This window comes from Phytobacter diazotrophicus (genome assembly GCF_052061655.1).
GTDB classification, from domain to species: Bacteria; Pseudomonadota; Gammaproteobacteria; order Enterobacterales; family Enterobacteriaceae; genus Phytobacter; species Phytobacter diazotrophicus.
Genome location: NZ_CM125428.1, coordinates 478,902 through 504,922, shown reverse-complemented (window position 1 = coordinate 504,922; position 26,021 = coordinate 478,902). Strand labels below are relative to the sequence as shown.

Sequence of the window (26,021 nt, the reverse complement as noted above, 5' to 3'; positions counted from 1 at the left end):
TGATGAAAATCATAATACTGGGCGCGGGGCAAGTCGGCGGAACGCTGGCGGAAAACCTGGTCGGTGAAAATAATGACATCACCGTCGTGGATACTAACGGCGATCGTCTGCGTAGTCTGCAGGACAAATTTGATTTACGCGTCGTCCAGGGGCATGGGTCACATCCACGCGTGCTGCGCGAGGCTGGTGCTGACGACGCAGATATGCTGGTTGCAGTAACCAGTTCTGACGAAACAAATATGGTTGCCTGTCAGGTGGCCTATTCATTGTTTAATACGCCAAACCGTATTGCACGTATCCGCTCCCCGGACTATGTGCGTGACGCAGACAAGTTGTTCCATTCTGAAGCTGTGCCTATTGACCACCTCATTGCCCCGGAGCAGTTGGTCATCGACAGCCTTTATCGATTGATTGAATACCCGGGGGCGCTTCAGGTTGTGAATTTCGCCGAGGGGAAAGTTAGCCTCGCTGTCGTAAAAGCCTATTACGGCGGTCCTCTGGTAGGAAATGCGCTATCAACCATGCGCGAGCATATGCCGCATATTGATACTCGCGTCGCCGCTATTTTCCGTCATGACCGCCCAATTCGCCCACAGGGTTCAACGATTGTCGAAGCCGGTGATGAAGTCTTTTTCATCGCCGCGTCTCAACATATTCGTGCCGTGATGAGCGAGTTACAGCGTCTTGAAAAACCCTATAAGCGCATCATGCTTGTTGGCGGCGGGAATATCGGCGCTGGCCTGGCAATGCGCCTGGAAAAAGATTACAGCGTTAAATTGATCGAGCGCGATCAACAACGCGCGGCAGAACTGGCGGAAAAACTACAAAACACCATTGTGTTTTATGGTGATGCGTCGGATCAGGAACTGCTCGCAGAAGAACATATTGATCAAATGGATCTCTTCATTGCCGTCACCAACGATGATGAAGCGAATATCATGTCCGCCATGTTGGCCAAGCGAATGGGCGCCAAGAAAGTCATGGTGCTCATCCAACGCCGGGCCTACGTCGATCTGGTGCAGGGCAGCGTGATCGATATTGCGATTTCACCACAGCAGGCCACTATTTCTGCATTGCTAAGCCATGTGCGCAAAGCAGATATCGTCGGTGTGTCGTCGCTGCGCCGCGGTGTTGCCGAAGCGATAGAGGCCGTGGCACATGGTGATGAGAGTACCTCGCGTGTCGTCGGACGCGTCATTGATGAGATTAAGCTGCCACCAGGCACAATTATCGGTGCCGTCGTGCGCGGTAATGATGTCATGATCGCTAACGATAATTTACGTATCGAACAGGGTGACCACGTCATCATGTTCCTTACCGACAAAAAATATATTACCGACGTTGAGCGCCTGTTCCAGCCCAGCCCTTTCTTCCTGTAATTATCGGGCGCCATACCGGCGCCTTTTATTTAACCCTGGTTTTATCAATGTTAAAAAAATTCAGCAAATTTTTACCCTCAATGGAAAACGAGAATACATTTGTTAGACTTAACTTGTCTGACAGCACAAGGAGAAGAGCATGAGCTTGCTAAAAGAATTTCGCGAATTTGCGATGCGGGGAAATGTAGTTGATTTGGCGGTAGGTGTGATTATTGGGGCAGCATTCGGCAAGATTGTGTCGTCCCTGGTTGCTGATATTATCATGCCGCCATTAGGGTTACTGATTGGTGGAATAGACTTTAAGCAATTTGCTCTAACTTTACGCGAAGCACAAGGCGATGTCCCGGCAGTCGTAATGCATTACGGTGTCTTCATCCAGAATATTTTCGACTTTATTATTGTCGCGTTTGCTATTTTCATGGCGATTAAATTGATTAACCGTCTCAAACGTAAACAGGAAGATGAACCCAAAGCGCCGCCGGCTCCTGGCAAAGAGGAATTGCTATTAACAGAAATCCGCGATCTGTTGAAAGAACAAAATAAACGCTCCTGATTAAGCTGTTTTAAGCAGAAGGCCAGTGGTAAATAAGCGATTCGCTTGTTTGCCACTGGCCTCCCAGTTCCCTTTCTTACCGTGTTTGTCTTTGCGTAAATAACTCCCTTTCCCCTTCTTATTCTTCTCAACTCGCTGTCTGAACAAAGGGTCATGAAGTAATGCCTCAATGGCGTTATTGTTAATCTGCCCTTTCTTATGCTGATAGTGGCTCATAATTTCTCCAGATTGTGGTTTAAAACGGCGCAAGTGTAGGCTTGCTGACAACAAAAATCAATGTCCCTAAGGAGCGCTGCTGGCACCCTGCTCCAGGGCCTCGAGTATTGAGCAATAGACGCTACTGTGCGCAGTACCACAGCAAGCATCATTCAGTTTCTGTAGAGAGCGTTGCATAATCTGCAATTCCTGGATCCTCGCTTCAACCTCGCTCAATCGCGCCTGAACAATGCTCTTGGATTCCTGGCAAGTGTGATGCTCAGGATCGATACGTATAGAGAGCAATTCACGAATAGACTCAAGCGTAAATCCAAGCTGTCGTGCATGCCGGATAAATTTCAGACGCTGTAAGTCATTGTCCGAATAAAGGCGAAAGCCACCCTCCGTTCTGATCTCGTGATCCATCATCTGCTGTTTTTCATAGTAGCGAATGGTGTCCGGGGTAACGTCAGCCAGTTTAGCTAATTCTCCAATGCGAAACATCTCTACTCCTCATCTAATTTCAGCATCAATTTTTCCGCATATTCGCCGCGAAGGAATTCTGTACTTAGTCCAGCTTGCTTCAATTTAAGTTCCAGAAGCGCCAATCTTCGACTTACTTCATGATAATCCGGATGATCCTGGTGTATATGAGCCAGTAAGTCTGACAAAGCAAGCGCTTCTTTACGATATTCAAGTTCAGGCGGAAGACAGCCCGCATTTTTGAGTAAACGAAACCCTGCGCGTAGTTCAGGAGGGACATGCGAATCATCGTCCAGGACAAGCGGTTTACCGTTACCAGGCAAATGCTCAAATTCACCTTTAGTCTGCGCATCGAGGATATGTCGTTCTGCCCACTGGTCAAGTAACCACATACCACCTCCAGGAGAGGAACGAAAAACTTATAGACATTGTAGAGAATATCGAGGTTTTGCGGATATAAAAAAACCCGCCGAAGCGGGTTTTCTTACGTTACTGCAGATTACTCTGCAGCAGCTTCTGCTTTCGATTCAGAACGATCAACCAGCTCGATGTATGCCATCGGCGCATTGTCGCCTGCACGGAAGCCACACTTCAGAATGCGAGTGTAACCACCGGCACGGCTCGCGAAACGCGGGCCCAGCTCGTTAAACAGTTTTGCCACGATCTCGTTATCACGAGTACGGGCGAATGCCAGACGACGATTAGCAACGCTATCAGTCTTGGCAAGAGTAATCAGCGGCTCAACTACGCGACGCAGTTCTTTCGCTTTCGGCAGGGTCGTCTTGATGATTTCATGACGAACCAGCGAACCTGCCATGTTGCGGAACATAGCCTGGCGATGGCTGCTGTTGCGGTTCAGTTGACGACCACTCTTACGATGGCGCATGACCTTATCCTTCTCAGTAAAACCTTAACCTGTGATCCGGTTACTCGTCAGCAATGCTTGCCGGCGGCCAGTTTTCCAGGCGCATGCCCAGAGACAGACCACGTGAGGCCAGCACATCTTTAATCTCGGTGAGAGATTTTTTACCCAGGTTCGGCGTTTTCAGCAACTCAACCTCGGTACGCTGTACCAGATCACCGATATAGTGGATAGCTTCTGCCTTGAGGCAGTTAGCAGAGCGGACAGTCAATTCCAGATCGTCAACAGGGCGCAGCAGGATCGGATCGAATTCTGGTTTCTCTTCTTTTACTTCCGGCTGACGTACATCACGTAAATCAACGAAAGCTTCCAGTTGTTCAGCCAGAATGGTGGCCGCACGACGAATCGCCTCTTCAGGATCGATTGTGCCGTTGGTTTCCATTTCGATGACCAGCTTGTCCAGGTCGGTACGCTGTTCTACACGCGCTGCTTCAACATTGTAGGCAATACGCTCTACAGGGCTGTAGCATGCGTCGACCAGCAGACGGCCGATTGGGCGCTCATCTTCTTCCGAATGAATTCGGGCAGAAGCCGGCACATAACCACGACCGCGCTGAACTTTGATACGCATGCTAATAGACGCGTTCTCATCGGTCAGGTGGCAGATCACGTGCTGCGGCTTGACGATTTCGACATCACCGTCGTGGGTAATGTCGGCTGCAGTCACAGGGCCAATGCCAGATTTATTCAGAGTAAGAATAACATCATCTTTACCCTGAACTCTCACCGCCAGCCCTTTCAGGTTGAGCAGGATTTCAAGGATATCTTCCTGAACGCCTTCTTTGGTGCTGTACTCATGAAGTACACCATCAATCTCAACCTCGGTCACCGCGCAACCCGGCATCGATGAGAGCAGAATACGGCGCAGTGCGTTACCCAGAGTATGGCCAAAGCCACGCTCTAAAGGCTCAAGGGTCACCTTGGCGTGCGTCGAACTCACTTGCTCGATATCTACCAGGCGCGGTTTTAGAAACTCTGTCACAGAACCCTGCATTGTGTCCTCTCTTTGGTACTAAGCTTTACTTGGAGTAAAGCTCGACGATCAGGTGTTCGTTAATGTCCGCAGACAGATCAGAACGCTCCGGCTTACGCTTGAACGTGCCTTCCATCTTGCCAGCATCAACTTCCAGCCAGGTTGGCTTTTCACGCTGCTCAGCCAGCTCCAGAGCGGCTTTCACGCGAGACTGCTTTTTCGCTTTCTCACGAATGCTAACAACGTCATTCGGACTAACCTGATAAGAAGCGATGTTAACAACACGACCGTTTACCATGATAGCCTTATGGCTAACCAGCTGGCGTGCTTCTGCACGAGTGGCGCCGAAGCCCATACGGTATACAACGTTGTCCAGACGACCTTCCAGCAGAGCCAACAGGTTTTCACCGGTGTTGCCTTTCAGACGTGCTGCTTCTTTATAGTAGTTACGGAACTGACGCTCCAGCACACCGTAGATACGGCGAACTTTTTGCTTTTCACGCAACTGCACACCATAGTCAGACAGACGCGGTTTACGCGCACCGTGCTGGCCAGGAGCTTGTTCAATTTTACACTTGGTATCGATCGCGCGAACGCCAGACTTAAGGAATAAGTCGGTGCCCTCACGACGGCTCAGCTTGAGCTTAGGACCCAAATATCTTGCCATTTTCTTTCTCCAACAATCCTAGAAACGACAGCGTTATACGCGACGTTTTTTCGGCGGACGACAACCGTTATGAGGGATCGGAGTCACATCAGTAATATTAGTGATGCGGAAACCAGCGGCGTTCAGAGCACGAATAGTAGATTCGCGACCCGGACCCGGACCTTTGACCATAACTTCCAGATTCTTGATGCCGTATTCTTTAACGGCTTCTGCACAACGCTCTGCTGCAACCTGAGCTGCAAACGGAGTGGATTTGCGCGAACCACGGAAACCGGAACCACCGGCTGTTGCCCAACCCAATGCGTTACCCTGACGATCAGTAATAGTAACGATGGTGTTGTTGAAAGAAGCATGGATATGAGCCACGCCGTCAGAGACTTGTTTTCTTACACGTTTACGTGCACGAATTGGTGCCTTTGCCATTATTCAATCACCCCGATTATTTCTTGATCGGTTTGCGCGGACCCTTACGGGTACGTGCGTTGGTCTTAGTACGCTGACCGCGCACTGGCAGACCACGACGATGACGCAAACCGCGATAGCAACCAAGATCCATCAGGCGCTTGATGCTCATGCTGATTTCACGGCGCAGATCACCTTCAACGACAAATTTGGCAACTTCGTCACGCAGCGTGTCGATTTGTTCTTCAGACAGCTCACTGATCTTAACATCTTCAGCGATACCCGCTGCAGCCAGGATGGCTTTGGAACGGGTCTTGCCGACGCCGTAGATCGAAGTTAAAGCGATCACGGCATGTTTCTGATCAGGAATGTTAATGCCTGCTATACGGGCCACTATGCACTCCTATAATTTTACTTGTACGCACCATGCTGAAAAGCCCGTTTTCAGGATACTCAAATGGAAACGCACAGACATACAAAAGATTGGCTGGCTAATCTAGCCAGCTCAACCCAACTTTGCAAGAAAAATATGCGAAATAATCAGCCTTGGCGCTGTTTATGTTTCGGCTCGGCACTGCAAATCACGCGGATGACGCCATCACGCTTAACGATTTTGCAGTTACGGCATAATTTCTTGACGGAAGCACGAACTTTCATTTTTACTCTCCGTAACTTCTCGGGCGACCATTAACGGCCATAGCCTTTCAGGTTCGCCTTCTTCAATGCAGACTCGTACTGACTTGACATCATCAGAGTTTGCACTTGAGCCATAAAGTCCATAATCACGACAACAACGATAAGCAGCGAGGTTCCACCGAAGTAGAACGGCACTTTCATCGCATCACGCATGAACTCCGGGATCAGGCAGATAAAAGTAATATACAACGCACCAATCAAAGTCAGGCGTGTCATTACCTTATCGATATACTTCGCCGTTTGCTCTCCCGGACGAATTCCTGGTACAAATGCACCGGACTTCTTCAGGTTATCTGCTGTTTCACGCGGATTGAAAACCAATGCCGTGTAGAAGAAACAGAAGAAGATGATTGCAGACGCATAGAGTAACACATAAAGCGGTTGCCCAGGCTGCAAATACAGCGAAATTGTTGTCAGCCAGTTCCAACCAGTACCGCCCCCGAACCATGACGCGATGGTTGCCGGGAACAGAATAATACTGGAAGCGAAAATTGCCGGGATTACCCCCGCCATATTCACTTTCAGCGGCAAATGTGTGCTCTGAGCAGCATAGACACGACGACCCTGCTGACGTTTCGCGTAGTTTACCACAATGCGGCGTTGACCACGTTCAACGAATACAACAAAGAACGTCACTGCAAATACTAATACTGCAACCAACAGCAACAGGAGGAAGTGCAGGTCGCCTTGACGCGCTTGCTCGATAGTATGGGCAATGGCTGGCGGGAGTCCCGCAACGATACCGGCGAAGATAATGATTGAGATACCGTTACCGATACCACGCTCAGTAATCTGTTCGCCGAGCCACATCAGGAACATTGTCCCTGTAACCAGACTTACAACAGCGGTGAAATAGAATGCAAAGCCCGGGTTAATAACCAGGCCCTGCATACCAGGCATATTCGGCAAACCGGTAGCAATACCGGTTGCCTGAAATATTGCCAGCACCAGAGTGCCGTAACGGGTGTACTGGCTAATCTTACGACGACCAGATTCCCCTTCTTTCTTCAGTTCTGCCAGGGCCGGATGAACGACCGTCAGCAGCTGGATAATAATTGATGCCGAGATGTACGGCATAATACCCAGAGCGAAGATAGAAGCACGGCTGAGAGCACCACCAGAGAACATGTTAAACATTTCAATGATGGTGCCTCGCTGTTGCTCAAGCAGTTTGGCAAGTACAGCGGCATCAATACCAGGGATCGGAATAAAAGAGCCAATACGGAACACAATAAGCGCACCGATAACAAACAGCAGTCTGCGTTTCAGCTCGCCTAAGCCACCTTTGGCACTTTGAAAATCTAATCCCGGTTGTTTAGCCATCTGCTACTTATTCCTCGATTTTACCGCCAGCAGCTTCGATAGCAGCACGAGCGCCTTTAGTAACACGCAGGCCACGAACAGTTACCGGAGTAGAAACTTCACCAGACAGGATCACTTTCGCGAACTCGATCTGAATACCGATAATGTTTGCTGCTTTCAGCGTGTTCAGGTCAACTACGTCGCCTTCTACTTTAGCCAGATCAGAGAGGCGGACCTCTGCAGTGATCATTGCTTTACGAGAAGTGAAACCGAATTTCGGCAGACGACGGTACAGAGGCATCTGACCACCCTCGAAACCGCGACGTACGCCACCGCCAGAACGAGAGTTCTGACCTTTGTGACCACGACCACCGGTTTTACCGAGGCCAGAACCGATACCACGACCCAGGCGTTTACCCGCCTTTTTGGAGCCTTCGGCCGGAGACAGAGTATTTAAACGCATCTCTTACTCCTCAACTTTAACCATGAAGGAAACCGCGTTGACCATACCACGAACAGCAGGAGTATCCTCGCGTTCTACGGTGTGACCAATACGACGCAGACCCAGGCCAAGCAGCGTTGCCTTGTGTTTCGGCAGACGACCGATTGCACTGCGGGTTTGAGTAATTTTAATAGTCTTTGCCATGGTTTATTTCCCCAGAATTTCTTCAACGGATTTACCACGCTTGGCAGCGACCATTTCTGGAGAATTCATATTTTCCAGGCCATCAATAGTTGCACGAACCACGTTGATCGGGTTGGTGGAACCATATGCTTTAGCCAGAACGTTATGAACCCCAGCGACTTCCAGAACGGCGCGCATTGCACCACCGGCGATGATACCGGTACCTTCGGAAGCCGGCTGCATGAATACACGAGAACCCGTGTGAGTACCCTTAACCGGGTGCTGCAGGGTGCCGTGGTTCAGCGCGACGTTAATCATATTGCGACGGGCTTTTTCCATCGCTTTCTGGATCGCTGCTGGAACTTCACGCGCTTTACCGTAACCAAAACCTACGCGACCGTTACCGTCACCTACAACAGTCAGAGCTGTGAAGGAGAAAATACGACCACCTTTAACGGTTTTAGATACGCGGTTTACCGCGATCAGCTTTTCCTGCAGTTCGCCAGCTTGTTTTTCGATGTGAGCCATCTTACACCTCTACCTTAGAACTGAAGGCCAGCTTCACGGGCAGCATCTGCCAGTGCCTGGACACGACCATGATATTGGAACCCGGAACGGTCAAAGGACACATCTTTGATGCCTTTTTCCAGAGCGCGTTCAGCGACAGCTTTACCCACAGCTGCAGCCGCGTCTTTGTTACCGGTGTACTTCAGTTGTTCAGAGATAGCTTTTTCTACAGTAGAAGCAGCTACCAGAACTTCAGAACCGTTCGGTGCAATTACCTGTGCGTAAATATGACGCGGGGTACGATGTACCACCAGGCGAGTTGCGCCCAGCTCTTTGAGCTTGCGGCGTGCGCGGGTCGCACGACGGATACGAGCAGATTTCTTATCCATAGTGTTACCTTACTTCTTCTTAGCCTCTTTGGTACGCACGACTTCGTCGGCGTAACGAACACCCTTGCCTTTGTAAGGCTCAGGACGACGGTAGGCGCGCAGATCAGCTGCAACCTGACCGATCAACTGTTTATCAGCGCCTTTCAGCACGATTTCAGTTTGAGTCGGGCACTCTGCAGTGATGCCAGCCGGCAGTTGATGGTCAACAGGATGAGAGAAACCTAAAGCCAGGTTTACTGCATTCCCTTTAACCGCTGCACGGTAACCTACACCAACCAGCTGCAGCTTCTTAGTGAAGCCTTCGGTAACACCGATAACCATTGAGTTCAGCAGGGCACGCGCGGTACCAGCCTGAGCCCAACCGTCTGCGTAACCATCACGCGGACCGAAAGTCAGAGCGTTATCTGCATGTTTCACTTCAACAGCATCGTTGAGAGTACGAGTCAGCTCGCCGTTTTTACCTTTGATCGTGATAACCTGACCGTTGAGTTTTACATCAACGCCGGCAGGAATAACGACCGGTGCTTTAGCAACACGAGACATTTTTTCCTCCGATTAGGCTACGTAGCAGATAATTTCGCCACCAAGACCAGCCTGGCGCGCTGCACGATCAGTCATAACACCTTTAGAGGTAGAAACAACTGCAATACCCAGACCACCCATAACTTTCGGCAGCTCATCTTTTTTCTTATAGATGCGCAGACCTGGGCGGCTGACACGCTGAATGCTTTCTACAACAGCTTTGCCCTGGAAGTATTTAAGAGCTACTTCCAGTTCAGGCTTGGTGTCGCCTTCGATTTTGAAATCTTCAATAAAACCTTCTTCCTTCAGCACGTTGGCAATTGCCACTTTCAGCTTGGAGGAAGGCATGGTGACCGCAGCTTTGTTCGCGGCCTGACCGTTACGGATACGGGTCAGCATATCCGCGATCGGATCTTGCATGCTCATCTGTCTTTACTCCCGTGATTCAATTGGTGACAATTACCAGCTAGCCTTTTTCAGACCCGGGATTTCACCGCGCATAGCGGCTTCACGGACCTTAATACGGCTCAACCCGAACTTCCGCAGGAAAGCGTGCGGACGACCAGTTTGACGGCAGCGATTACGCTGACGAGACGGGCTGGAATCACGCGGCAGAGTCTGCAGCTTGAGAACGGCATTCCAACGATCTTCGTCGGTTGCGTTCACATCAGAGATGATAGCTTTCAGTTCAGCGCGTTTAGCGAAGAATTTATCAGCTAAAGCTACGCGCTTTACTTCGCGTGCTTTCATTGATTGCTTAGCCATTAAGTAACCCTACCTTACTTGCGGAACGGGAAGTCAAAGGCAGCCAGCAGAGCACGGCCTTCTTCATCAGATTTCGCAGTAGTGGTAATGGTAATATCCAAACCACGCACGCGGTCGACTTTATCGTAGTCGATTTCTGGGAAGATGATCTGCTCACGGACACCCATGCTGTAGTTACCACGACCGTCGAAAGACTTAGCGGACAAGCCACGGAAGTCACGGATACGCGGTACAGCAATAGTGATCAGGCGCTCAAAGAACTCCCACATGCGTTCGCCACGCAGAGTTACTTTACAGCCGATCGGATAGCCCTGACGGATTTTGAAGCCTGCAACAGATTTGCGTGCTTTGGTGATCAACGGTTTTTGACCGGAGATTGCTGCCAGGTCAGCTGCTGCGTTATCCAGCAGTTTCTTGTCAGCGATCGCTTCACCAACACCCATGTTCAGGGTGATCTTCTCGACCCGAGGGACTTGCATGACAGAATTGTAGTTAAACTCAGTCATGAGTTTGTTAACTACTTCGTCTTTGTAGTAATCATGCAGTTTCGCCATCGTACTACTCCAAATTACTTGATAGTTTCGCTGTTAGACTTGAAGAAACGGACTTTTTTGCCGTCTTCGAATCTAAAGCCTACACGGTCAGCCTTGCCGGTTGCCGCATTGAAGAGTGCAATGTTAGAGATCTGAATAGCTGCTTCTTTCTCAACAATGCCACCTGGTTGGTTCAGGGCCGGAACCGGCTTCTGATGTTTCTTAACCAGGTTGATACCTTCAACAATGACCTTGCCGGAAGACAGGACATTCTTAACTTTACCGCGTTTACCTTTATCTTTACCGGTTAACACGATAACTTCGTCATCACGACGGATTTTCGCTGCCATGATTCGCTCCTTAGAGTACTTCTGGTGCCAGAGAGATAATTTTCATGAACTTCTCGTTGCGAAGTTCACGAGTTACCGGCCCAAAAATACGCGTACCGATAGGCTGCTCGCTGTTATTGTTTAAAATAACGCATGCATTACCATCGAAGCGAATGACAGAACCGTCCGGGCGACGAACACCCTTCTTGGTGCGCACCACTACCGCCTTCAGCACATCACCTTTTTTGACCTTACCACGCGGAATTGCTTCCTTGATGGTGATCTTGATGATGTCGCCTACGCCTGCGTAGCGACGGTGCGAGCCACCCAGAACCTTGATACACATTACGCGACGTGCACCGGAGTTGTCGGCGACGGTCAGCATAGTCTGTTCTTGGATCATTTTAGTGCTCCGCTAATGTCAACTACTACTGAGACCCTAAAAACGGGTCGTTAAAAAAGCCCCATATCGGGGGCGCGGCATTATAACACCGCTTCTTAGATATGGGTAGAAAAAATAAACGGCCCATCACTGGACCGTTTATTATTGAGAATGCGTACTGTATTACAGAACCGCTTTCTCTACAACGCGAACCAGCGTCCAGGACTTAGTCTTGGACAGCGGACGGCATTCGCGGATTTCAACCACGTCGCCGATACCGCATTCGTTGTTCTCGTCATGTACGTGCAGTTTGGTCGTACGCTTGATGAATTTACCGTAGATCGGGTGTTTCACAAAACGTTCGATAGCAACAACAATGGATTTCTCCATTTTGTCGCTAACTACGCGACCTTGCAGAGTACGGATTTTATCGGTCATTACGCACCCGCCTTCTGAGTCAGTAAAGTCTTAACGCGTGCAACATCACGACGAACCTGCTTCAGCAGGTGAGTCTGTTGCAGCTGGCCACTTGCAGCCTGCATACGCAGGTTGAACTGCTCACGCAGCAGGTTCAGCAGCTCAGCGTTCAGCTCTTCAACGCTTTTTTCACGCAGCTCATTTGCTTTCATTACATCACCGTCTTAGTTACAAAGGTGGTTTTAATCGGCAGTTTTGCTGCTGCCAGCTCGAAGGCTTCACGGGCCAGCTCTTCCGGAACGCCGTCCATTTCATACAGGACTTTACCCGGCTGAATCAAGGCAACCCAATACTCCACGTTACCTTTACCTTTACCCATACGAACTTCCAGCGGCTTCTCGGTGATCGGTTTGTCCGGGAATACACGGATCCAGATCTTACCCTGACGCTTAACTGCACGTGTCATGGCACGACGTGCTGCTTCAATCTGACGAGCGGTCAGACGACCACGGCCAACAGCTTTCAGACCGTAAGTGCCGAAGCTCACATCCGTGCCCTGCGCCAGACCACGGTTGCGGCCTTTGTGCACCTTACGGAATTTTGTACGCTTTGGTTGTAACATCAGCGACGCTCCTTATTTACGGCCTTTACGCTGCTGCTTTTTCGGTTGAGCAGCCGGTTTTTCCGGTTGTTCAACAGCAGCCATACCACCAAGGATCTCACCTTTGAAGATCCACACTTTAACGCCGATTACACCATAAGTGGTGTGCGCTTCAGAGGTGTTGTAGTCAATGTCAGCACGCAGAGTGTGCAGCGGAACACGACCTTCGCGGTACCATTCAGTACGTGCGATTTCCGCGCCGCCCAGACGGCCGCTAACTTCAACTTTGATACCTTTAGCGCCCAGACGCATTGCGTTCTGTACAGCACGCTTCATAGCACGACGGAACATTACACGACGTTCCAGCTGAGAAGTGATGCTGTCAGCAACCAGTTTTGCGTCCAGTTCAGGTTTACGAACTTCGGCGATATTGATCTGAGCAGGAACGCCAGCGATATCCGCTACGACCTTGCGCAGTTTTTCTACGTCTTCGCCTTTCTTACCGATAACGATACCCGGGCGAGCGGTGTGAATAGTCACACGGATGCTCTTAGCCGGACGCTCGATAACGATACGAGATACGGACGCTTTAGCCAGTTCCTTAGTCAGGTACTGGCGTACTTTAAAATCGCTGTCCAGGTTGTCAGCGAATTCTTTGGTGTTCGCGAACCAGGTAGAGTTCCAAGGTTTGACAATACCCAGGCGAATACCATTAGGATGTACTTTCTGACCCATTGCTAGTCTCCAGAGTCTCAGCGATCGGACACAACCACAGTAATGTGGCTGGTGCGCTTCAGGATGCGATCTGCACGACCTTTTGCACGCGGCATAATGCGCTTCATGCTCGGGCCTTCGTCTACGAAAATTTTCGCAACTTTCAGATCGTCAATGTCAGCGCCATCGTTGTGTTCAGCGTTAGCAATGGCAGATTCCAGAACTTTCTTGACCAGTACAGCCGCTTTCTTATTGGTGTAGGTCAGAATATCCAGGGCCTGCGACACTTTCTTACCGCGAATCAGGTCAGCAACAAGGCGTACCTTCTGAGCAGAAGAACGAGCATGGCGATGTTGAGCTAAAGTTTCCATCTCTTCCTCCTACCTTATTTCTTCTTCGCTTTTTTATCAGCAGCGTGGCCGCGATAAGTACGAGTCGGTGCGAATTCACCCAGTTTGTGACCGACCATTTCGTCGGAAACAAATACCGGAACGTGCTGACGACCATTATGGACAGCGATGGTCAAACCGATCATGTTAGGAAAGATCGTTGAACGACGGGACCAAGTGCGCAGGGGCTTCTTGTCTCCGCTTTCCACCGCTTTCTCTACCTTCTTCAGCAAGTGCAGGTCAATAAAAGGACCTTTCTTGAGAGAACGTGGCATGGCTTATCCTCTAATATTATTTGCTACGGCGACGTACGATAAATTTATCAGTACGCTTGTTGCTGCGGGTCTTCTTACCTTTGGTCTGAACGCCCCACGGAGTTACCGGGTGCTTACCAAAGTTACGACCTTCACCACCACCATGTGGGTGGTCGACTGGGTTCATCGCAGTACCGCGAACGGTAGGACGAACACCACGCCAGCGTGCAGCACCTGCTTTACCCAGAACGCGCAGCATATGCTCAGCATTGCCAACTTCGCCCAGAGTAGCGCGGCAGTCTGCTTCGACTTTACGCATTTCACCAGAACGCAGACGCAGGGTGACATAAGCACCATCACGAGCAACGATCTGAACGTAAGTACCAGCGGAACGTGCCAGCTGACCGCCTTTACCTGGTTTCATTTCTACGTTATGAACAGTAGAACCAACCGGGATATTGCGCATCGGCAGGGTGTTGCCTGCTTTGATTGCAGCATCAACGCCAGACTGAATCTGGTCGCCAGCTTTCAGGCCTTTAGGGGCCAGGATGTAACGGCGTTCGCCATCTTTGTACAGAACCAGCGCGATGTTCGCGGAACGGTTCGGATCGTACTCAAGACGCTCAACAACTGCCGGGATACCGTCTTTGTTGCGTTTGAAGTCAACCAGACGATAAGCCTGCTTGTGGCCACCACCGATGTGACGAGTGGTGATACGGCCATTGTTGTTACGACCACCGGATTTGCTGTTTTTTTCCAGCAGCGGAGCAAAAGGTTTGCCCTTGTGCAGCTCAGGGTTAACCACTTTAACTACGTGGCGACGACCCGGAGATGTCGGTTTACATTTAACAACTGCCATTGTATTACTCCTCCGACTTACTCAGCGCCGCCAACGAAGTCCAGATTCTGGCCTTCTTTCAGGGTGACGTAAGCTTTTTTCCAGTCGCTACGACGACCGATACGCTGTCCGTGACGTTTAACTTTCCCTTTAACAACCAGGGTGTTAACGACTTCGACTTCGACTTCAAACAGTTTCTGCACAGCAGCTTTGATTTCTGCTTTGGTCGCGTCTTTAGCAACTTTGAGAACGATGGTGTTAGTTTTTTCCATCGCAGTAGACGCTTTTTCAGAAACGTGCGGTGCGCGCAGCACCTTCAGCAGACGTTCTTCACGAATCATGCCAGCATCTCCTCAACTTGCTTAACAGCATCAGCAGTCATTACGACTTTGTCGAAGGCGATCAGGCTAACCGGGTCGATACCAGTTGCATCGCGTACGTCAACCTTGTGCAGGTTGCGCGCAGCCAGGAACAGGTTTTCGTCCAGCTCACCGGTGATGATCAGCACATCTTCCAGAGCCATGTCTTTCAGTTTCTGTGCCAGCAGCTTAGTTTTAGGCGCTTCTACAGAGAAAGATTCGACAACGATCAGACGATCCTGACGTACCAGTTCGGACAGAATGCTTTTCAGCGCGCCGCGGTACATCTTTTTGTTAACTTTTTGACTGTGGTCCTGCGGACGCGCAGCGAAAGTTACGCCACCAGAACGCCAGATCGGGCTCTTGATAGAACCAGAACGCGCACGGCCGGTACCTTTCTGGCGCCACGGTTTTTTACCGGAACCAGTTACTTCAGCACGAGTCTTCTGAGCACGAGAACCCTGACGTGCACCAGCTGCATAAGCAACAACAACCTGGTGTACCAGCGCTTCGTTAAAATCACGACCGAAGGTAGTTTCGGAAACAGTCAGCGCGCTCTGCGCGTCTTTCAATACTAATTCCATTGCTATCTCCTCACGCCTTCACAGCTGGTTTAACGATCAGGTCGCTACCGGTTGCACCCGGGACCGCACCTTTAACCAGCAGCAGGTTGCGCTCAGCGTCAACACGTACTACGTCCAGGCTCTGAACAGTGACACGTTCGTTACCCAGCTGACCTGCCATTTTCTTGCCTTTGAACACTTTGCCCGGAGTCTGGTTCTGACCGATAGAACCCGGAACGCGGTGAGACAAGGAGTTACCGTGGGTAGCGTCCTGGGTACGGAAGTTCCAGCGCTTAACGGTACCTGCGAAACCTTTACCTTTAGAGGTGCCAGTTACGTCAACTTTTTTAACTTCGGCAAACAGCTCAACGCTAATGCTCTGACCTACGGTGAACTCTTCGCCGTCAGCAAGACGGAATTCCCACAGACCACGGCCAGCTTCTACGCCAGCTTTAGCGAAGTGACCCGCTTCCGGCTTGGTTACACGGTTAGCTTTTTTAGCACCAGTGGTAACCTGAACAGCGCGGTAGCCATCGTTAGCCAGATCTTTAACCTGAGTAACGCGGTTTGCTTCAACTTCGATTACGGTTACTGGGATAGATACGCCATCTTCAGTGAAGATGCGGGTCATACCCACTTTTTTACCGACTAAACCAATCATTGTTTCAACCTCTCAATCGCTCGATGACCTGATTAACCCAGGCTGATCTGCACGTCTACACCGGCAGCCAGGTCCAGACGCATCAGAGCATCAACGGTTTTCTCGGTTGGCTCAACGATGTCAACCAGACGCTTGTGAGTGCGGATTTCGTACTGATCGCGCGCGTCTTTGTTAACGTGCGGGGAGATCAGAACGGTGAAGCGCTCTTTGCGGGTCGGCAGCGGGATCGGACCACGGACTTGCGCACCAGTGCGCTTAGCAGTCTCGACGATTTCCGCGGTTGATTGATCGATCAGACGATGATCAAACGCTTTCAGGCGGATACGGATTCTTTGGTTCTGCATGAGACCAGAGCTCCAATTATTTTATAGACGAAATGATTACTCCTCATACCCATTACGATTGATGGGAGAGTGTAACCGTTCTTACATAGCCCCCCGATTGGGAGCATTGTTTGATAGCCAAATGCGCTATCAGGGGTTCATATCGAACCAGCCGTCAATTACGACAAGCCCGCGCATTATACGTAAATCTGGCATTTACGCAAGGGGCGTTTATAAATTAAACGCCTGTGCGTGAAGCGTCGCACATTGCTTGCCGCGCTATGCAAGGCAGTTATCTTTTTCTGAAGCTTGTACGCAAGAGCTCGCTTGCCCCTCTTTTGCCGTTTATCTCTGTCGCTGATGCTTAATCGCCAGCGAGCATGTGGAGGTTATATGGCAGGTACAATTCTCTTTATATGTATTTATCTTGTACTTAATACATTGCTGGTTTGGTATGACGTCCGGCAGGGTCTTCTACCCGATCGCTTCACCTGCCCTCTTCTCTGGAGTGGGCTGTTTTATTGTGGCTGGTTCAATCCCATGCTGTTGCAGGAAAAGGTATTAGGAGCAATTGCGGGTTACGTCGGATTCGCGGCACTTTATTGGGGGTATCGCTCCCTACGTAATAAGGAAGGACTCGGCTATGGTGATGTGAAATTTCTGGCAGCACTGGGTGCCTGGCATGGCTGGGAAGCCTTACCCTTGCTTGTCTTTGTTGCCGCATCACTTGCGTCCGGAGTCGCCTGCCTTATGTCCATAAGACGCAGAAGCATGCAGATAATAAAAAACCCGCTGCCTTTTGGTCCATTCCTGGCGGGCGCGGGTTTGTTCATGTCTTACCAAAGCATCTTTAGGACGATGGTTAATCTTGAACCTTGATTTGTGACTGGAGATAGTTCTGCAAACCAATCTTGCCGATAAGGTCCAGCTCGGTTTCCAGCCAGTCAATATGGCCTTCTTCATCGGCCAGGATTTCAATCATCATGTCCCGGCTGACATAATCATGCACACTGTCAGCGTAGGCAATGGCTTCACGCAAATCTCTGGCGCCTTCCAGCTCCAGTCGTAAATCGGACTGTAGCATCTCTTCAACGTCTTCACCGATACCGAGTTTGCCCAGATCTTGCAGATTTGGAATGCCTTCAAGAAACAAAATACGCTCGATATATTTATCAGCGTGTTTCATTTCATCGATGGATTCATGATATTCAACATCATTAAGGCGCATCAGGCCCCAGTTCTTGAACATTCTCGCGTGGAGAAAATACTGGTTGATTGCGACAAGCTCGTTTCCCAATAACTTATTGAGATAATTTATAACTTTGACATCACCTTTCATTATAGTCCCTCCGCTTCCACTCATTGAAGCGTAGATCGGGCTACAGGGAAGTCAAAAAAAAGCAGAAGACTCAGGCGGTTTCTTTATATTCCGGGATCTGCAGCAACTCATCCTGCATGATTTCGCGAGCAGCGCGTACACACTTACCACACTGATTTCCCACAGGAATAAACTTGCGCAATTGCTGGAATGATTGAGGATGGAACTGGCGTACAGCCTGGCGAATTTTTTTATCACTTACACCATTACACAAACAAACGTACATAATCACTCCCGTTCAATTTATGCGCAAAGTCTAAATGAGAATAGTTATGATTACAATAGCACAACGATGTTTGTTGGATGGGAAGGTGAGAAAAAATACGTACAAATATGGCGATAGCCAACAAGCAGACAGCAAAAAGGGCGCCTTAGCGCCCTTTTCAATTCAAAACTAATTAACGAATAATTAGCCCAGAACTTTTGCTACAACGCCCGCGCCTACAGTACGGCCGCCTTCACGGATTGCGAAACGCAGACCGTCGTCCATCGCGATCGGGTGGATCAGGGTAACAACCATTTTGATGTTGTCGCCCGGCATTACCATCTCTACGCCTTCCGGCAGTTCGATGGTGCCAGTCACGTCAGTTGTACGGAAGTAGAACTGCGGACGGTAGCCTTTGAAGAACGGAGTATGACGGCCGCCTTCATCTTTGGACAGAATGTACACTTCGGATTCGAACTTGGTGTGCGGCTTGATGGTGCCCGGCTTAGCCAGTACCTGACCACGTTCGATTTCTTCACGTTTGATACCACGCAGCAGAACACCAACGTTCTCACCAGCACGGCCTTCGTCCAGCAGTTTGCGGAACATTTCAACGCCGGTACAGGTAGATTTCGCAGTATCTTTGATACCAACGATTTCAACTTCTTCACCAACTTTGATGATACCGCGCTCTACACGACCGGTAACAACGGTACCACGACCGGAGATGGAGAATACGTCTTCGATCGGCAGCAGGAACGGCTTGTCAATCGCACGCTCTGGTTCCGGGATATAGGTATCCAGGTGGCCAGCCAGTTCGATGATTTTCGCTTCCCACTCAGCTTCGCCTTCCAGCGCTTTCAGAGCAGAACCACGAACGATCGGAGTGTCGTCGCCCGGGAAATCGTACTGAGACAGAAGTTCACGAACTTCCATTTCAACCAGTTCCAGCAACTCTTCGTCATCAACCATGTCGCATTTGTTCAGGAACACGATGATGTACGGAACGCCTACCTGACGACCCAGCAGGATGTGCTCACGAGTCTGCGGCATCGGGCCGTCAGTCGCAGCAACAACCAGGATCGCGCCGTCCATCTGCGCAGCACCGGTGATCATGTTTTTAACATAGTCGGCGTGGCCCGGGCAGTCTACGTGTGCGTAGTGACGGATCGCAGTATCGTACTCAACGTGAGAGGTGTTGATGGTGATACCACGTGCTTTTTCTTCCGGCGCGTTATCGATCTGGTCGAATGCACGAGCCTGGCCACCGTAAGTTTTGGACAGAACGGTAGTGATTGCAGCAGTCAGAGTAGTTTTACCGTGGTCAACGTGGCCGATGGTGCCGACGTTAACGTGCGGTTTTGTACGTTCAAATTTTTCTTTAGACACGGCTATATTCCTTACTATAGTGCTCCCCCCCTTATGGAGGGGGCACGGGACTTTGGTTTTAACCCTGCGGCTTATTTACCACGGGCTTCGATTACGGCCTGAGCAACGTTGTTCGGGGCATCATCATACTTCAGGAATTCCATAGTGTACGATGCGCGACCTTTGGTCAGAGAACGCAGCTGAGTTGCGTATCCGAACATTTCAGACAGCGGTACTTCAGCGTGGATCTTAACGCCAGTCACTTCGGATTCCTGACCGCGCAGCATACCGCGACGACGGCTCAAGTCACCAATAACGTCACCAGTGTTCTCTTCCGGAGTCTCTACTTCAACCTTCATGATCGGCTCAAGCAGAACTGGTTTTGCTTTCTTAAAGCCTTCTTTAAAGGCAATAGACGCAGCCAGTTTAAACGCCAGTTCAGAGGAGTCAACGTCATGGTAAGAACCGAAGTGCAGACGCACGCCCATGTCAACTACCGGGTAACCAGCCAGCGGACCAGATTTCAGCTGCTCCTGGATGCCTTTATCAACGGCCGGGATGTATTCGCCAGGAATTACACCACCTTTAATGTCGTTGATGAACTCGTAACCTTTCGGATTTGAGCCCGGCTCCAGCGGGTACATGTCGATAACAACATGACCATACTGACCACGACCACCAGACTGTTTCGCGTGTTTACCTTCAACATCGGTAACTTTCTGACGAATCGCTTCACGGTAAGCAACCTGAGGTTTACCTACGTTAGCTTCAACGTTGAATTCACGTTTCATACGGTCAACGATGATATCGAGGTGCAACTCACCCATACCAGCGATGATGGTCTGGTTAGATTCTTCGTCAGTCCATACACGGAAAGACGGGTCTTCTTTAGCCAGACGGCCCAGAGCCAGACCCATTTTTTCCTGGTCAGCTTTGGTTTTCGGTTCTACTGCGATGGAGATTACCGGTTCCGGGAATTCCATACGCTCCAGAATGATCGGGTGATCCGGGTTACACAGGGTGTCACCGGTGGTCACGTCTTTCAGACCGATAGCTGCAGCGATATCGCCCGCGCGAACTTCTTTGATCTCTTCACGTTTGTTCGCGTGCATCTGCACGATACGACCAAAACGTTCACGAGCCGCTTTCACGGAGTTCAGTACGGTATCACCAGAGTTAACCACGCCAGAGTACACGCGGAAGAACGTCAGGTTACCTACGAACGGGTCGGTAGCGATTTTGAATGCCAGCGCAGAGAACGGCTCGTCATCACTTGCGTGACGTTCAGCCGGGGTATCTTTACCGTCGTCCAGAATACCGTTGATTGCCGGTACGTCAGTCGGTGCAGGCAGGTAATCAATTACCGCATCCAGCATCGCCTGAACACCTTTGTTCTTAAATGCAGAACCACAGGTTACCAGGATGATTTCGTTGTTCAGAACACGCTGACGCAGCGCTTTCTTGATCTCTTCCTCGGTCAGCTCTTCGCCACCCAGGTATTTTTCCATCAGCTCTTCAGACGCTTCAGCTGCGGACTCGATCAGGTTCTGGTGCCATTCATCAGCCAGGTCCTGCATGTCTGCCGGGATATCTTCGTAAACGAAGGTAACGCCCTGGTCTGCATCGTTCCAGTTGATGGCTTTCATTTTCACCAGGTCAACAACACCGGTGAAACCTTCTTCAGCACCAATCGCCAGCTGCAGCGGAACAGGGTTCGCGCCCAGACGGGTTTTGATCTGACCAACAACTTTCAGGAAGTTCGCGCCCATGCGGTCCATTTTGTTAACGAACGCGATACGCGGAACTTTATATTTGTTTGCCTGACGCCATACGGTTTCAGACTGCGGCTGAACACCACCAACTGCGCAGTAAACCATTACCGCGCCATCAAGAACACGCATGGAACGTTCTACTTCGATGGTGAAGTCAACGTGCCCCGGGGTGTCGATGATGTTTACGCGATGCGGTTCATACTGTTTGGCCATACCAGACCAGAATGCAGTAGTTGCAGCGGAAGTGATGGTAATACCACGTTCCTGCTCCTGCTCCATCCAGTCCATGGTAGCGGCGCCGTCGTGAACTTCACCGATTTTGTGGTTTACACCGGTGTAGAACAGAATACGTTCGGTAGTCGTGGTTTTACCGGCGTCGATGTGCGCACTGATACCGATGTTACGGTAGCGTGCGATGGGTGTTGTACGAGCCATTTGATTCCTCGTTTATTGCTTTAGACGTTCAGATTAAGTGAGCCAGAGCGGGCACCGAAGCGCCCGCCTGGTGACTAAACCGAAGGGATTACCAACGGTAGTGTGCGAACGCCTTGTTGGCTTCTGCCATACGGTGAACGTCTTCACGTTTCTTAACTGCAGTACCTTTGTTGTCTGCAGCATCAGAAAGTTCGTTCGCCAGGCGCAGAGCCATGGATTTATCACCGCGTTTACGAGCAGCTTCAACGATCCAACGCATTGCCAGAGCATTGCGACGAACCGGACGGACTTCAACTGGAACCTGATAAGTAGAACCACCAACGCGGCGAGACTTAACTTCTACAGTCGGGCGCACGTTTTCGAGAGCGACTTCGAATGCTTCCAGTTCGTTTTTACCAGAACGCTGAGCCAGGGTCTCAAGCGCGCTGTATACGATAGATTCGGCAGTAGATTTTTTACCATCTACCATCAGGATATTTACAAATTTAGCCAGCAGTTCTGATCCGAACTTCGGATCCGGCAGAATTTTACGCTGACCAATGACGCGACGACGTGGCATGGAAATACTCCGTTGTTAATTCAGGATTGTCCAAAACTCAAAGAGTTTAGTTTGACATTAATTTAAAACGTTTGGCCTTACTTAACGGAGAACCATTAAGCCTTAGGACGTTTCACGCCATACTTGGAGCGTGCTTGCTTACGGTCTTTAACACCGGAGCAGTCAAGCGCACCACGAACGGTGTGGTAACGAACACCCGGGAGGTCTTTTACACGACCGCCACGGATCAGGATCACGGAGTGCTCCTGCAGGTTGTGACCTTCACCACCGATGTAGGAAGTCACTTCAAAACCGTTAGTCAGACGAACACGACATACTTTACGCAGTGCGGAGTTCGGTTTTTTAGGAGTGGTAGTATATACACGAGTACATACGCCACGTTTTTGCGGGCATGCTTCCAGCGCAGGCACGTTGCTTTTCGCAACTTTGCGTGCACGTGGTTTGCGTACCAGCTGGTTAACTGTTGCCATTAAATAGCTCCTGGTTTTAGCTTTTGCTTCGTAAACACGTAATAAATCGACCTCATATAATATGAGGACGCAGAATTTTATGGCTGTGCTGAAAAGGTGTCAAGAAATATACAACGATCCCGTATCACCAACGCATCTGAGTCTCGTGTTTTACCGCCAGGCTAACGAAATCATTATAGCCAACCCTGACGACACTGCTCGAAATTTGACCAGACAGACCCCGCGCATCAATGTCTTCATTCAGCGCATGCACCGTTATGGGGGCATTTAGCAGTAACTCAAGGTATTGCCCGCCTTCCAGAGCCGCAACCACACCATCGGAAAGCAATAAAAGATCGTCCCCACTGCGCACGGTTCGCAGTAACGTTGCCATATCACATTGCCAGGGAGAGTGAGTCAAAGTGTGCAACATAAATGCCTCAAAACGTCATGACAACATCGTACCCATCTAATTGATCGCGAAGCGCATTCGGCTCAAGCAGTTGCGCTGGTAACACAAATTGCGTCGCATCACTCAGGCCACGCTCGCGAAGCGATGCCTGGCAAACCCAACAGGTTTCGATGTCATAAAGAGGAAGAACTTTAAAGGTCGCGATGTAATCACGTGCCAGGATAGCCTTCGGCTGTTGATTCACCAGCAACTGGAAGACACCATCACCGATAAAAAACACGCCGATATCATCGGTAAACGCGGACGCGGCCATTAATGCATCAAGGCCTTCACGTCCGGCAGCAGATCCATGCGGCGCAGAGCTAAAGATAAAAGCGATACGTTTCATTAAAATTGCACCACACGATCGCACGTTAATGCCGCTTCGGCCAGCGCACCCAGGCCCGAGAGCGTGAACCCCGGCTGGAGATTAGCGCAAGGCAAGCCTTGTTGACTGGCCTCGTTTTCATCAACAACGCCCCGACGCAGCGCCGCCGCAACGCAGATATGCAATGCAACCTGATGCTGCTCATGCAGACGTTGCCATGCGCGAACGAGATCAAACTCGTCAGAGGCGGGAGAGGTCAACGCGTTCGCATTGCTGACCCCGTCCTGGTAGAAAAAGACACAATCCATCTCATGCCCACTGGCCAGCAGCGCGCAGGCAAACTGCCAGGCACTGCTCGCCTGCTGGGAACCATAAGCCGGGCCGGTGACCATTAAGGCAAAACGCATTACCGATCCTGCCCCGAGAAGTCACCACTTTTGAACTGACGGATATACAGATAAACGGTGTGCTTGGAGATATTCAAACGATCCGCCACCTGGTTGATGGCATCTTTGATATCGAAGATACCTTTTTCGTAGAGATTCAGAACGATTTGGCGATTCTTGGCGTTATTGGAAACGTTACGATCGGCATTCACTTCTTCAATCGTGAACTCAAGGGTCTGAGTTACCAGATCCTCTACCGAAGAAGCAAAGTTGACAGACGAACCTGCATCCGGTGTTTCTGGCGGGATAAAGGTGTTCATGATTTGCGAGAACGGCACGTCAAGGTTCATGTTGATGCACAACAGACCAATGACCCGATGATCGCGATTACGAATAGCAATAGTCACCGATTTCATTAAAACGCCGCTTTTCGCGCGCGTGAAGTAGCACTTGGACACGCTACTGTCCGCACCGGTCATATCGTGCAGCATACGCAATGCAAGGTCAGTAATCGGCGAACCGATTTTACGCCCGGTGTGCTCGCCGTTAGCGATACGAATGGCGGAACATTTCAGATCCTGCAGGGAGTGCAAAACAATTTCGCAGTGAGAACCAATGAGCATCGCTAACCCGTCCACAACGGCTTCGTATGACTTAAGAATATCGAAGTCCGTTTGATCGAAAGGACGTTGATCCAGTAAATCAAGTTCACTGGTTTCGTTGGTTAAAAGCGACCTGGACATGAAAAAAAGCACTCCTTTTCAGGAGCCTGTCGTTATGTTTTCAGGGCAGGCTCGACATTTACACAGAGGATTAAATTAATACAGCGTGGGTGACGCTTTCCAGAATTATATACATTTTATGCTTCAAGCTGCTTCTTTGTTGGCGGCATCAGCGCTGTCTGGTCACAGATTTGAGTATGCGTGGGAAATACTGGTATTCCCGCGCCGAAGCAGTATGAATGATGTGTATCTCTGTGCTGCAATAAAAAAACCGCCGCTCAAAAGGCGGCGGCGTTTACATCATTATTTTTTGCTTGCGTCAGCGGGCTTATCGCCGGTAGCGGCTGGCGCATCAGGCGCAGCTGCTGCATCTGGCGAGGCAGATGCGTCTGCTTTCGGTGCTGGTTTGATATCCAGCAGTTCTACGTTAAAGACCAGCGTAGAGTTAGCCGGAATACCCGGAACGCCGTTTTTACCGTAAGCCAGTTCTGGTGGAATCACGAGTTTGATTTTACCGCCTTTCTTGATGTTTTTCAGGCCTTCGGTCCAGCCAGGGATAACACCATCAAGACGGAAAGAGAGCGGCTCGCCACGGGTATAAGAGTTGTCGAACTCTTTACCGTCAATCAGCGTCCCTTTGTAGTTAACGACTACGGTATCGCTGTCTTTCGGCGCATCACCCGTACCTTCTTTCTCTACCTGATAGAGCAAGCCAGTAGAAGAGGTTTTAACGCCTTTCTCTTTAGCGAACGCATCACGGAAAGCTTTGCCCTTGGTTTCGTTTTCCAGAGCGTCTTTTTCCATTTTTTCCTGCGCGGCTGTCTTCACGCGGGTTTCAAACGCCTGCAGAGTCTGTTCGATCTCCTGGTCAGTCAGTTTGCTCTTATCAGCAAACGCATCCTGAACACCTGCGATCAGCTGATCTTTGTCCAGTTTGATGCCCATTTTTTCTTGCTCTTTCAGGGAGTTTTCCATATAGCGGCCCAGTGACGCACCCAGCGCATACGCGGATTTCTGGTCGTCATTTTTAAATGCCGCTTTGCTGTCAGCTGCTGCTGCAGTTGCATCTTTCGTTGCGGTTTCAGCAGCGAAGGTCAGCGGCGCATTCAGTGCAACGGCCATCGTGGTCGCCAGCAGCGTGACTTTAAACAGTGATTTCATCCATATCTCCAGGGCCGGGGCATCTCACCCCAGGGTTAAACGTAAATGAGAAACGTACTATAAA

Annotated in this window: 44 protein-coding genes and 1 pseudogene; 3 read left to right on the top strand and 42 right to left on the bottom strand. The window is 50.2% G+C overall.

Annotation, left to right across the window (positions count from 1 at the left end; all coding sequences use genetic code 11):
* The first annotated feature begins 2 nt into the window (after nucleotides 1-2).
* Nucleotides 3-1,379 (top strand): Trk system potassium transporter TrkA, encoded by a 1,377-nt coding sequence (gene trkA / locus ACS0RQ_RS02430; RefSeq protein ID WP_039076825.1) that lies wholly within the window; start codon nucleotides 3-5, stop codon nucleotides 1,377-1,379.
* Between the two features lie 139 nt (nucleotides 1,380-1,518).
* The gene (mscL, locus tag ACS0RQ_RS02425; RefSeq protein ID WP_039076824.1) at nucleotides 1,519-1,932 is read left to right on the top strand and encodes a large-conductance mechanosensitive channel protein MscL; all 414 of its coding nucleotides are present in this window, start codon (nucleotides 1,519-1,521) and stop codon (nucleotides 1,930-1,932) included.
* Here mscL and ACS0RQ_RS02420 read toward each other — a convergent pair.
* From ACS0RQ_RS02420 to rpsJ, 31 genes and pseudogenes are all read right to left on the bottom strand, one after another.
* Nucleotides 1,823-2,148, bottom strand: a pseudogene (locus tag ACS0RQ_RS02420) (alternative ribosome-rescue factor A). The gene mscL and the pseudogene ACS0RQ_RS02420 sit on opposite strands and share 110 nt — an antisense overlap.
* 66 nt (nucleotides 2,149-2,214) lie before the next feature.
* Complete coding sequence (zntR, locus tag ACS0RQ_RS02415; protein WP_271851083.1) at nucleotides 2,215-2,631, bottom strand: Zn(2+)-responsive transcriptional regulator; 417 nt, start codon at nucleotides 2,629-2,631, stop codon at nucleotides 2,215-2,217.
* Between the two features lie 2 nt (nucleotides 2,632-2,633).
* Nucleotides 2,634-3,002, bottom strand: coding sequence for a DnaJ family domain-containing protein (locus ACS0RQ_RS02410; protein WP_271851084.1), 369 nt, complete (start codon nucleotides 3,000-3,002; stop codon nucleotides 2,634-2,636).
* A gap of 107 nt (nucleotides 3,003-3,109) precedes the next feature.
* Nucleotides 3,110-3,496, bottom strand: a complete 387-nt coding sequence (gene rplQ, locus ACS0RQ_RS02405; RefSeq protein WP_001216372.1) for a 50S ribosomal protein L17 — start codon at nucleotides 3,494-3,496, stop codon at nucleotides 3,110-3,112.
* Nucleotides 3,497-3,536: 40 nt separating this feature from the next.
* Nucleotides 3,537-4,526, bottom strand: coding sequence for a DNA-directed RNA polymerase subunit alpha (locus ACS0RQ_RS02400; protein ID WP_034461761.1), 990 nt, complete (start codon nucleotides 4,524-4,526; stop codon nucleotides 3,537-3,539).
* 25 nt (nucleotides 4,527-4,551) lie between these two features.
* The gene (rpsD, locus tag ACS0RQ_RS02395; protein ID WP_000135224.1) at nucleotides 4,552-5,172 is read right to left on the bottom strand and encodes a 30S ribosomal protein S4; all 621 of its coding nucleotides are present in this window, start codon (nucleotides 5,170-5,172) and stop codon (nucleotides 4,552-4,554) included.
* Nucleotides 5,173-5,205: 33 nt separating this feature from the next.
* The gene (rpsK, locus tag ACS0RQ_RS02390; protein WP_002919257.1) at nucleotides 5,206-5,595 is read right to left on the bottom strand and encodes a 30S ribosomal protein S11; all 390 of its coding nucleotides are present in this window, start codon (nucleotides 5,593-5,595) and stop codon (nucleotides 5,206-5,208) included.
* Between the two features lie 16 nt (nucleotides 5,596-5,611).
* A complete protein-coding gene (gene rpsM / locus ACS0RQ_RS02385) occupies nucleotides 5,612-5,968 on the bottom strand; it encodes a 30S ribosomal protein S13 (protein WP_003863308.1) in 357 nt (118 codons plus the stop codon).
* A gap of 146 nt (nucleotides 5,969-6,114) precedes the next feature.
* Nucleotides 6,115-6,231 (bottom strand): 50S ribosomal protein L36, encoded by a 117-nt coding sequence (gene rpmJ, locus ACS0RQ_RS02380; protein ID WP_000868187.1) that lies wholly within the window; start codon nucleotides 6,229-6,231, stop codon nucleotides 6,115-6,117.
* Between the two features lie 30 nt (nucleotides 6,232-6,261).
* Nucleotides 6,262-7,593 carry a preprotein translocase subunit SecY gene (gene secY, locus ACS0RQ_RS02375; RefSeq protein WP_039076820.1) on the bottom strand — a complete coding sequence of 444 codons (1,332 nt, stop codon included), beginning with the start codon at nucleotides 7,591-7,593 and terminating at the stop codon, nucleotides 6,262-6,264.
* A 7-nt stretch (nucleotides 7,594-7,600) separates the two neighbouring features.
* On the bottom strand, nucleotides 7,601-8,035 hold the full coding sequence (gene rplO, locus ACS0RQ_RS02370) for a 50S ribosomal protein L15 (RefSeq protein ID WP_039076819.1): 435 nt from the start codon (nucleotides 8,033-8,035) through the stop codon (nucleotides 7,601-7,603).
* 3 nt (nucleotides 8,036-8,038) lie between these two features.
* Complete coding sequence (rpmD, locus tag ACS0RQ_RS02365) at nucleotides 8,039-8,218, bottom strand: 50S ribosomal protein L30 (protein WP_001140434.1); 180 nt, start codon at nucleotides 8,216-8,218, stop codon at nucleotides 8,039-8,041.
* Nucleotides 8,219-8,221: 3 nt separating this feature from the next.
* A complete protein-coding gene (rpsE, locus tag ACS0RQ_RS02360) occupies nucleotides 8,222-8,725 on the bottom strand; it encodes a 30S ribosomal protein S5 (RefSeq protein WP_039076818.1) in 504 nt (167 codons plus the stop codon).
* 14 nt (nucleotides 8,726-8,739) lie between these two features.
* A complete protein-coding gene (gene rplR / locus ACS0RQ_RS02355) occupies nucleotides 8,740-9,093 on the bottom strand; it encodes a 50S ribosomal protein L18 (RefSeq protein ID WP_039076817.1) in 354 nt (117 codons plus the stop codon).
* A 9-nt stretch (nucleotides 9,094-9,102) separates the two neighbouring features.
* Nucleotides 9,103-9,636, bottom strand: coding sequence for a 50S ribosomal protein L6 (rplF, locus tag ACS0RQ_RS02350; RefSeq protein WP_039076816.1), 534 nt, complete (start codon nucleotides 9,634-9,636; stop codon nucleotides 9,103-9,105).
* 12 nt (nucleotides 9,637-9,648) lie between these two features.
* Nucleotides 9,649-10,041, bottom strand: a complete 393-nt coding sequence (gene rpsH / locus ACS0RQ_RS02345; protein WP_039076815.1) for a 30S ribosomal protein S8 — start codon at nucleotides 10,039-10,041, stop codon at nucleotides 9,649-9,651.
* Nucleotides 10,042-10,074: 33 nt separating this feature from the next.
* Entirely contained in the window at nucleotides 10,075-10,380 is a 306-nt protein-coding gene (rpsN, locus tag ACS0RQ_RS02340) for a 30S ribosomal protein S14 (RefSeq protein ID WP_039076814.1), read from the bottom strand.
* Nucleotides 10,381-10,394: 14 nt separating this feature from the next.
* Complete coding sequence (gene rplE / locus ACS0RQ_RS02335; RefSeq protein WP_007702494.1) at nucleotides 10,395-10,934, bottom strand: 50S ribosomal protein L5; 540 nt, start codon at nucleotides 10,932-10,934, stop codon at nucleotides 10,395-10,397.
* A gap of 14 nt (nucleotides 10,935-10,948) precedes the next feature.
* On the bottom strand, nucleotides 10,949-11,263 hold the full coding sequence (gene rplX / locus ACS0RQ_RS02330) for a 50S ribosomal protein L24 (protein WP_035894981.1): 315 nt from the start codon (nucleotides 11,261-11,263) through the stop codon (nucleotides 10,949-10,951).
* Nucleotides 11,264-11,273: 10 nt separating this feature from the next.
* Nucleotides 11,274-11,645, bottom strand: a complete 372-nt coding sequence (gene rplN, locus ACS0RQ_RS02325; protein ID WP_008457164.1) for a 50S ribosomal protein L14 — start codon at nucleotides 11,643-11,645, stop codon at nucleotides 11,274-11,276.
* A 162-nt stretch (nucleotides 11,646-11,807) separates the two neighbouring features.
* On the bottom strand, nucleotides 11,808-12,062 hold the full coding sequence (rpsQ, locus tag ACS0RQ_RS02320; RefSeq protein ID WP_000130100.1) for a 30S ribosomal protein S17: 255 nt from the start codon (nucleotides 12,060-12,062) through the stop codon (nucleotides 11,808-11,810).
* Nucleotides 12,062-12,253, bottom strand: coding sequence for a 50S ribosomal protein L29 (rpmC, locus tag ACS0RQ_RS02315; RefSeq protein WP_032614707.1), 192 nt, complete (start codon nucleotides 12,251-12,253; stop codon nucleotides 12,062-12,064). The genes rpsQ and rpmC overlap by 1 nt, the downstream gene beginning before the upstream one ends.
* Nucleotides 12,253-12,663: a 50S ribosomal protein L16 gene (gene rplP, locus ACS0RQ_RS02310; RefSeq protein ID WP_007369814.1), complete on the bottom strand. Its 411-nt coding sequence runs from the start codon at nucleotides 12,661-12,663 to the stop codon at nucleotides 12,253-12,255. The genes rpmC and rplP overlap by 1 nt, the downstream gene beginning before the upstream one ends.
* A 12-nt stretch (nucleotides 12,664-12,675) precedes the next feature.
* Complete coding sequence (rpsC, locus tag ACS0RQ_RS02305) at nucleotides 12,676-13,377, bottom strand: 30S ribosomal protein S3 (RefSeq protein ID WP_000529945.1); 702 nt, start codon at nucleotides 13,375-13,377, stop codon at nucleotides 12,676-12,678.
* 17 nt (nucleotides 13,378-13,394) lie between these two features.
* Nucleotides 13,395-13,727 (bottom strand): 50S ribosomal protein L22, encoded by a 333-nt coding sequence (gene rplV, locus ACS0RQ_RS02300; protein WP_002919773.1) that lies wholly within the window; start codon nucleotides 13,725-13,727, stop codon nucleotides 13,395-13,397.
* A gap of 14 nt (nucleotides 13,728-13,741) precedes the next feature.
* Nucleotides 13,742-14,020 carry a 30S ribosomal protein S19 gene (rpsS, locus tag ACS0RQ_RS02295; protein WP_001138115.1) on the bottom strand — a complete coding sequence of 93 codons (279 nt, stop codon included), beginning with the start codon at nucleotides 14,018-14,020 and terminating at the stop codon, nucleotides 13,742-13,744.
* Nucleotides 14,021-14,036: 16 nt separating this feature from the next.
* Nucleotides 14,037-14,858 carry a 50S ribosomal protein L2 gene (gene rplB / locus ACS0RQ_RS02290; RefSeq protein WP_039076813.1) on the bottom strand — a complete coding sequence of 274 codons (822 nt, stop codon included), beginning with the start codon at nucleotides 14,856-14,858 and terminating at the stop codon, nucleotides 14,037-14,039.
* A gap of 17 nt (nucleotides 14,859-14,875) precedes the next feature.
* The gene (gene rplW, locus ACS0RQ_RS02285) at nucleotides 14,876-15,178 is read right to left on the bottom strand and encodes a 50S ribosomal protein L23 (protein WP_000617546.1); all 303 of its coding nucleotides are present in this window, start codon (nucleotides 15,176-15,178) and stop codon (nucleotides 14,876-14,878) included.
* Entirely contained in the window at nucleotides 15,175-15,780 is a 606-nt protein-coding gene (gene rplD / locus ACS0RQ_RS02280) for a 50S ribosomal protein L4 (protein WP_039076812.1), read from the bottom strand. The genes rplW and rplD overlap by 4 nt, the downstream gene beginning before the upstream one ends.
* Nucleotides 15,781-15,790: 10 nt before the next feature.
* Nucleotides 15,791-16,420, bottom strand: coding sequence for a 50S ribosomal protein L3 (gene rplC / locus ACS0RQ_RS02275; RefSeq protein ID WP_039076811.1), 630 nt, complete (start codon nucleotides 16,418-16,420; stop codon nucleotides 15,791-15,793).
* Nucleotides 16,421-16,452: 32 nt separating this feature from the next.
* Nucleotides 16,453-16,764, bottom strand: a complete 312-nt coding sequence (gene rpsJ / locus ACS0RQ_RS02270) for a 30S ribosomal protein S10 (protein ID WP_001181005.1) — start codon at nucleotides 16,762-16,764, stop codon at nucleotides 16,453-16,455.
* A 372-nt stretch (nucleotides 16,765-17,136) separates the two neighbouring features.
* Here rpsJ and ACS0RQ_RS02265 point away from each other — a divergent pair, with 372 nt between their 5' ends.
* Nucleotides 17,137-17,622 carry a prepilin peptidase gene (locus ACS0RQ_RS02265; RefSeq protein WP_271851085.1) on the top strand — a complete coding sequence of 162 codons (486 nt, stop codon included), beginning with the start codon at nucleotides 17,137-17,139 and terminating at the stop codon, nucleotides 17,620-17,622.
* Here ACS0RQ_RS02265 and bfr read toward each other — a convergent pair.
* From bfr to fkpA, 11 genes are all read right to left on the bottom strand, one after another.
* On the bottom strand, nucleotides 17,606-18,082 hold the full coding sequence (gene bfr / locus ACS0RQ_RS02260; RefSeq protein ID WP_039076809.1) for a bacterioferritin: 477 nt from the start codon (nucleotides 18,080-18,082) through the stop codon (nucleotides 17,606-17,608). The genes ACS0RQ_RS02265 and bfr overlap by 17 nt on opposite strands.
* 70 nt (nucleotides 18,083-18,152) lie before the next feature.
* Nucleotides 18,153-18,347, bottom strand: coding sequence for a bacterioferritin-associated ferredoxin (gene bfd / locus ACS0RQ_RS02255; protein ID WP_039076808.1), 195 nt, complete (start codon nucleotides 18,345-18,347; stop codon nucleotides 18,153-18,155).
* A 183-nt stretch (nucleotides 18,348-18,530) separates the two neighbouring features.
* On the bottom strand, nucleotides 18,531-19,715 hold the full coding sequence (tuf, locus tag ACS0RQ_RS02250; protein ID WP_047372876.1) for an elongation factor Tu: 1,185 nt from the start codon (nucleotides 19,713-19,715) through the stop codon (nucleotides 18,531-18,533).
* Nucleotides 19,716-19,786: 71 nt separating this feature from the next.
* Nucleotides 19,787-21,901: an elongation factor G gene (gene fusA / locus ACS0RQ_RS02245; RefSeq protein WP_041851438.1), complete on the bottom strand. Its 2,115-nt coding sequence runs from the start codon at nucleotides 21,899-21,901 to the stop codon at nucleotides 19,787-19,789.
* Nucleotides 21,902-21,989: 88 nt separating this feature from the next.
* Nucleotides 21,990-22,460 (bottom strand): 30S ribosomal protein S7, encoded by a 471-nt coding sequence (rpsG, locus tag ACS0RQ_RS02240; protein ID WP_035894363.1) that lies wholly within the window; start codon nucleotides 22,458-22,460, stop codon nucleotides 21,990-21,992.
* 95 nt (nucleotides 22,461-22,555) lie between these two features.
* A complete protein-coding gene (rpsL, locus tag ACS0RQ_RS02235; RefSeq protein WP_000246815.1) occupies nucleotides 22,556-22,930 on the bottom strand; it encodes a 30S ribosomal protein S12 in 375 nt (124 codons plus the stop codon).
* A gap of 124 nt (nucleotides 22,931-23,054) precedes the next feature.
* Nucleotides 23,055-23,342 (bottom strand): sulfurtransferase complex subunit TusB, encoded by a 288-nt coding sequence (gene tusB / locus ACS0RQ_RS02230; protein ID WP_271851086.1) that lies wholly within the window; start codon nucleotides 23,340-23,342, stop codon nucleotides 23,055-23,057.
* Nucleotides 23,343-23,349: 7 nt separating this feature from the next.
* Entirely contained in the window at nucleotides 23,350-23,709 is a 360-nt protein-coding gene (gene tusC / locus ACS0RQ_RS02225) for a sulfurtransferase complex subunit TusC (protein WP_271851087.1), read from the bottom strand.
* Nucleotides 23,709-24,095 (bottom strand): sulfurtransferase complex subunit TusD, encoded by a 387-nt coding sequence (gene tusD, locus ACS0RQ_RS02220; protein WP_271851088.1) that lies wholly within the window; start codon nucleotides 24,093-24,095, stop codon nucleotides 23,709-23,711. The genes tusC and tusD overlap by 1 nt, the downstream gene beginning before the upstream one ends.
* Nucleotides 24,095-24,817 (bottom strand): helix-turn-helix transcriptional regulator, encoded by a 723-nt coding sequence (locus ACS0RQ_RS02215; protein ID WP_041851434.1) that lies wholly within the window; start codon nucleotides 24,815-24,817, stop codon nucleotides 24,095-24,097. Before ACS0RQ_RS02215 ends, tusD begins: the two co-directional genes overlap by 1 nt.
* Nucleotides 24,818-25,099: 282 nt before the next feature.
* Nucleotides 25,100-25,957 carry an FKBP-type peptidyl-prolyl cis-trans isomerase gene (gene fkpA / locus ACS0RQ_RS02210; protein WP_271851089.1) on the bottom strand — a complete coding sequence of 286 codons (858 nt, stop codon included), beginning with the start codon at nucleotides 25,955-25,957 and terminating at the stop codon, nucleotides 25,100-25,102.
* Between the last annotated feature and the right edge of the window lie 64 nt (nucleotides 25,958-26,021).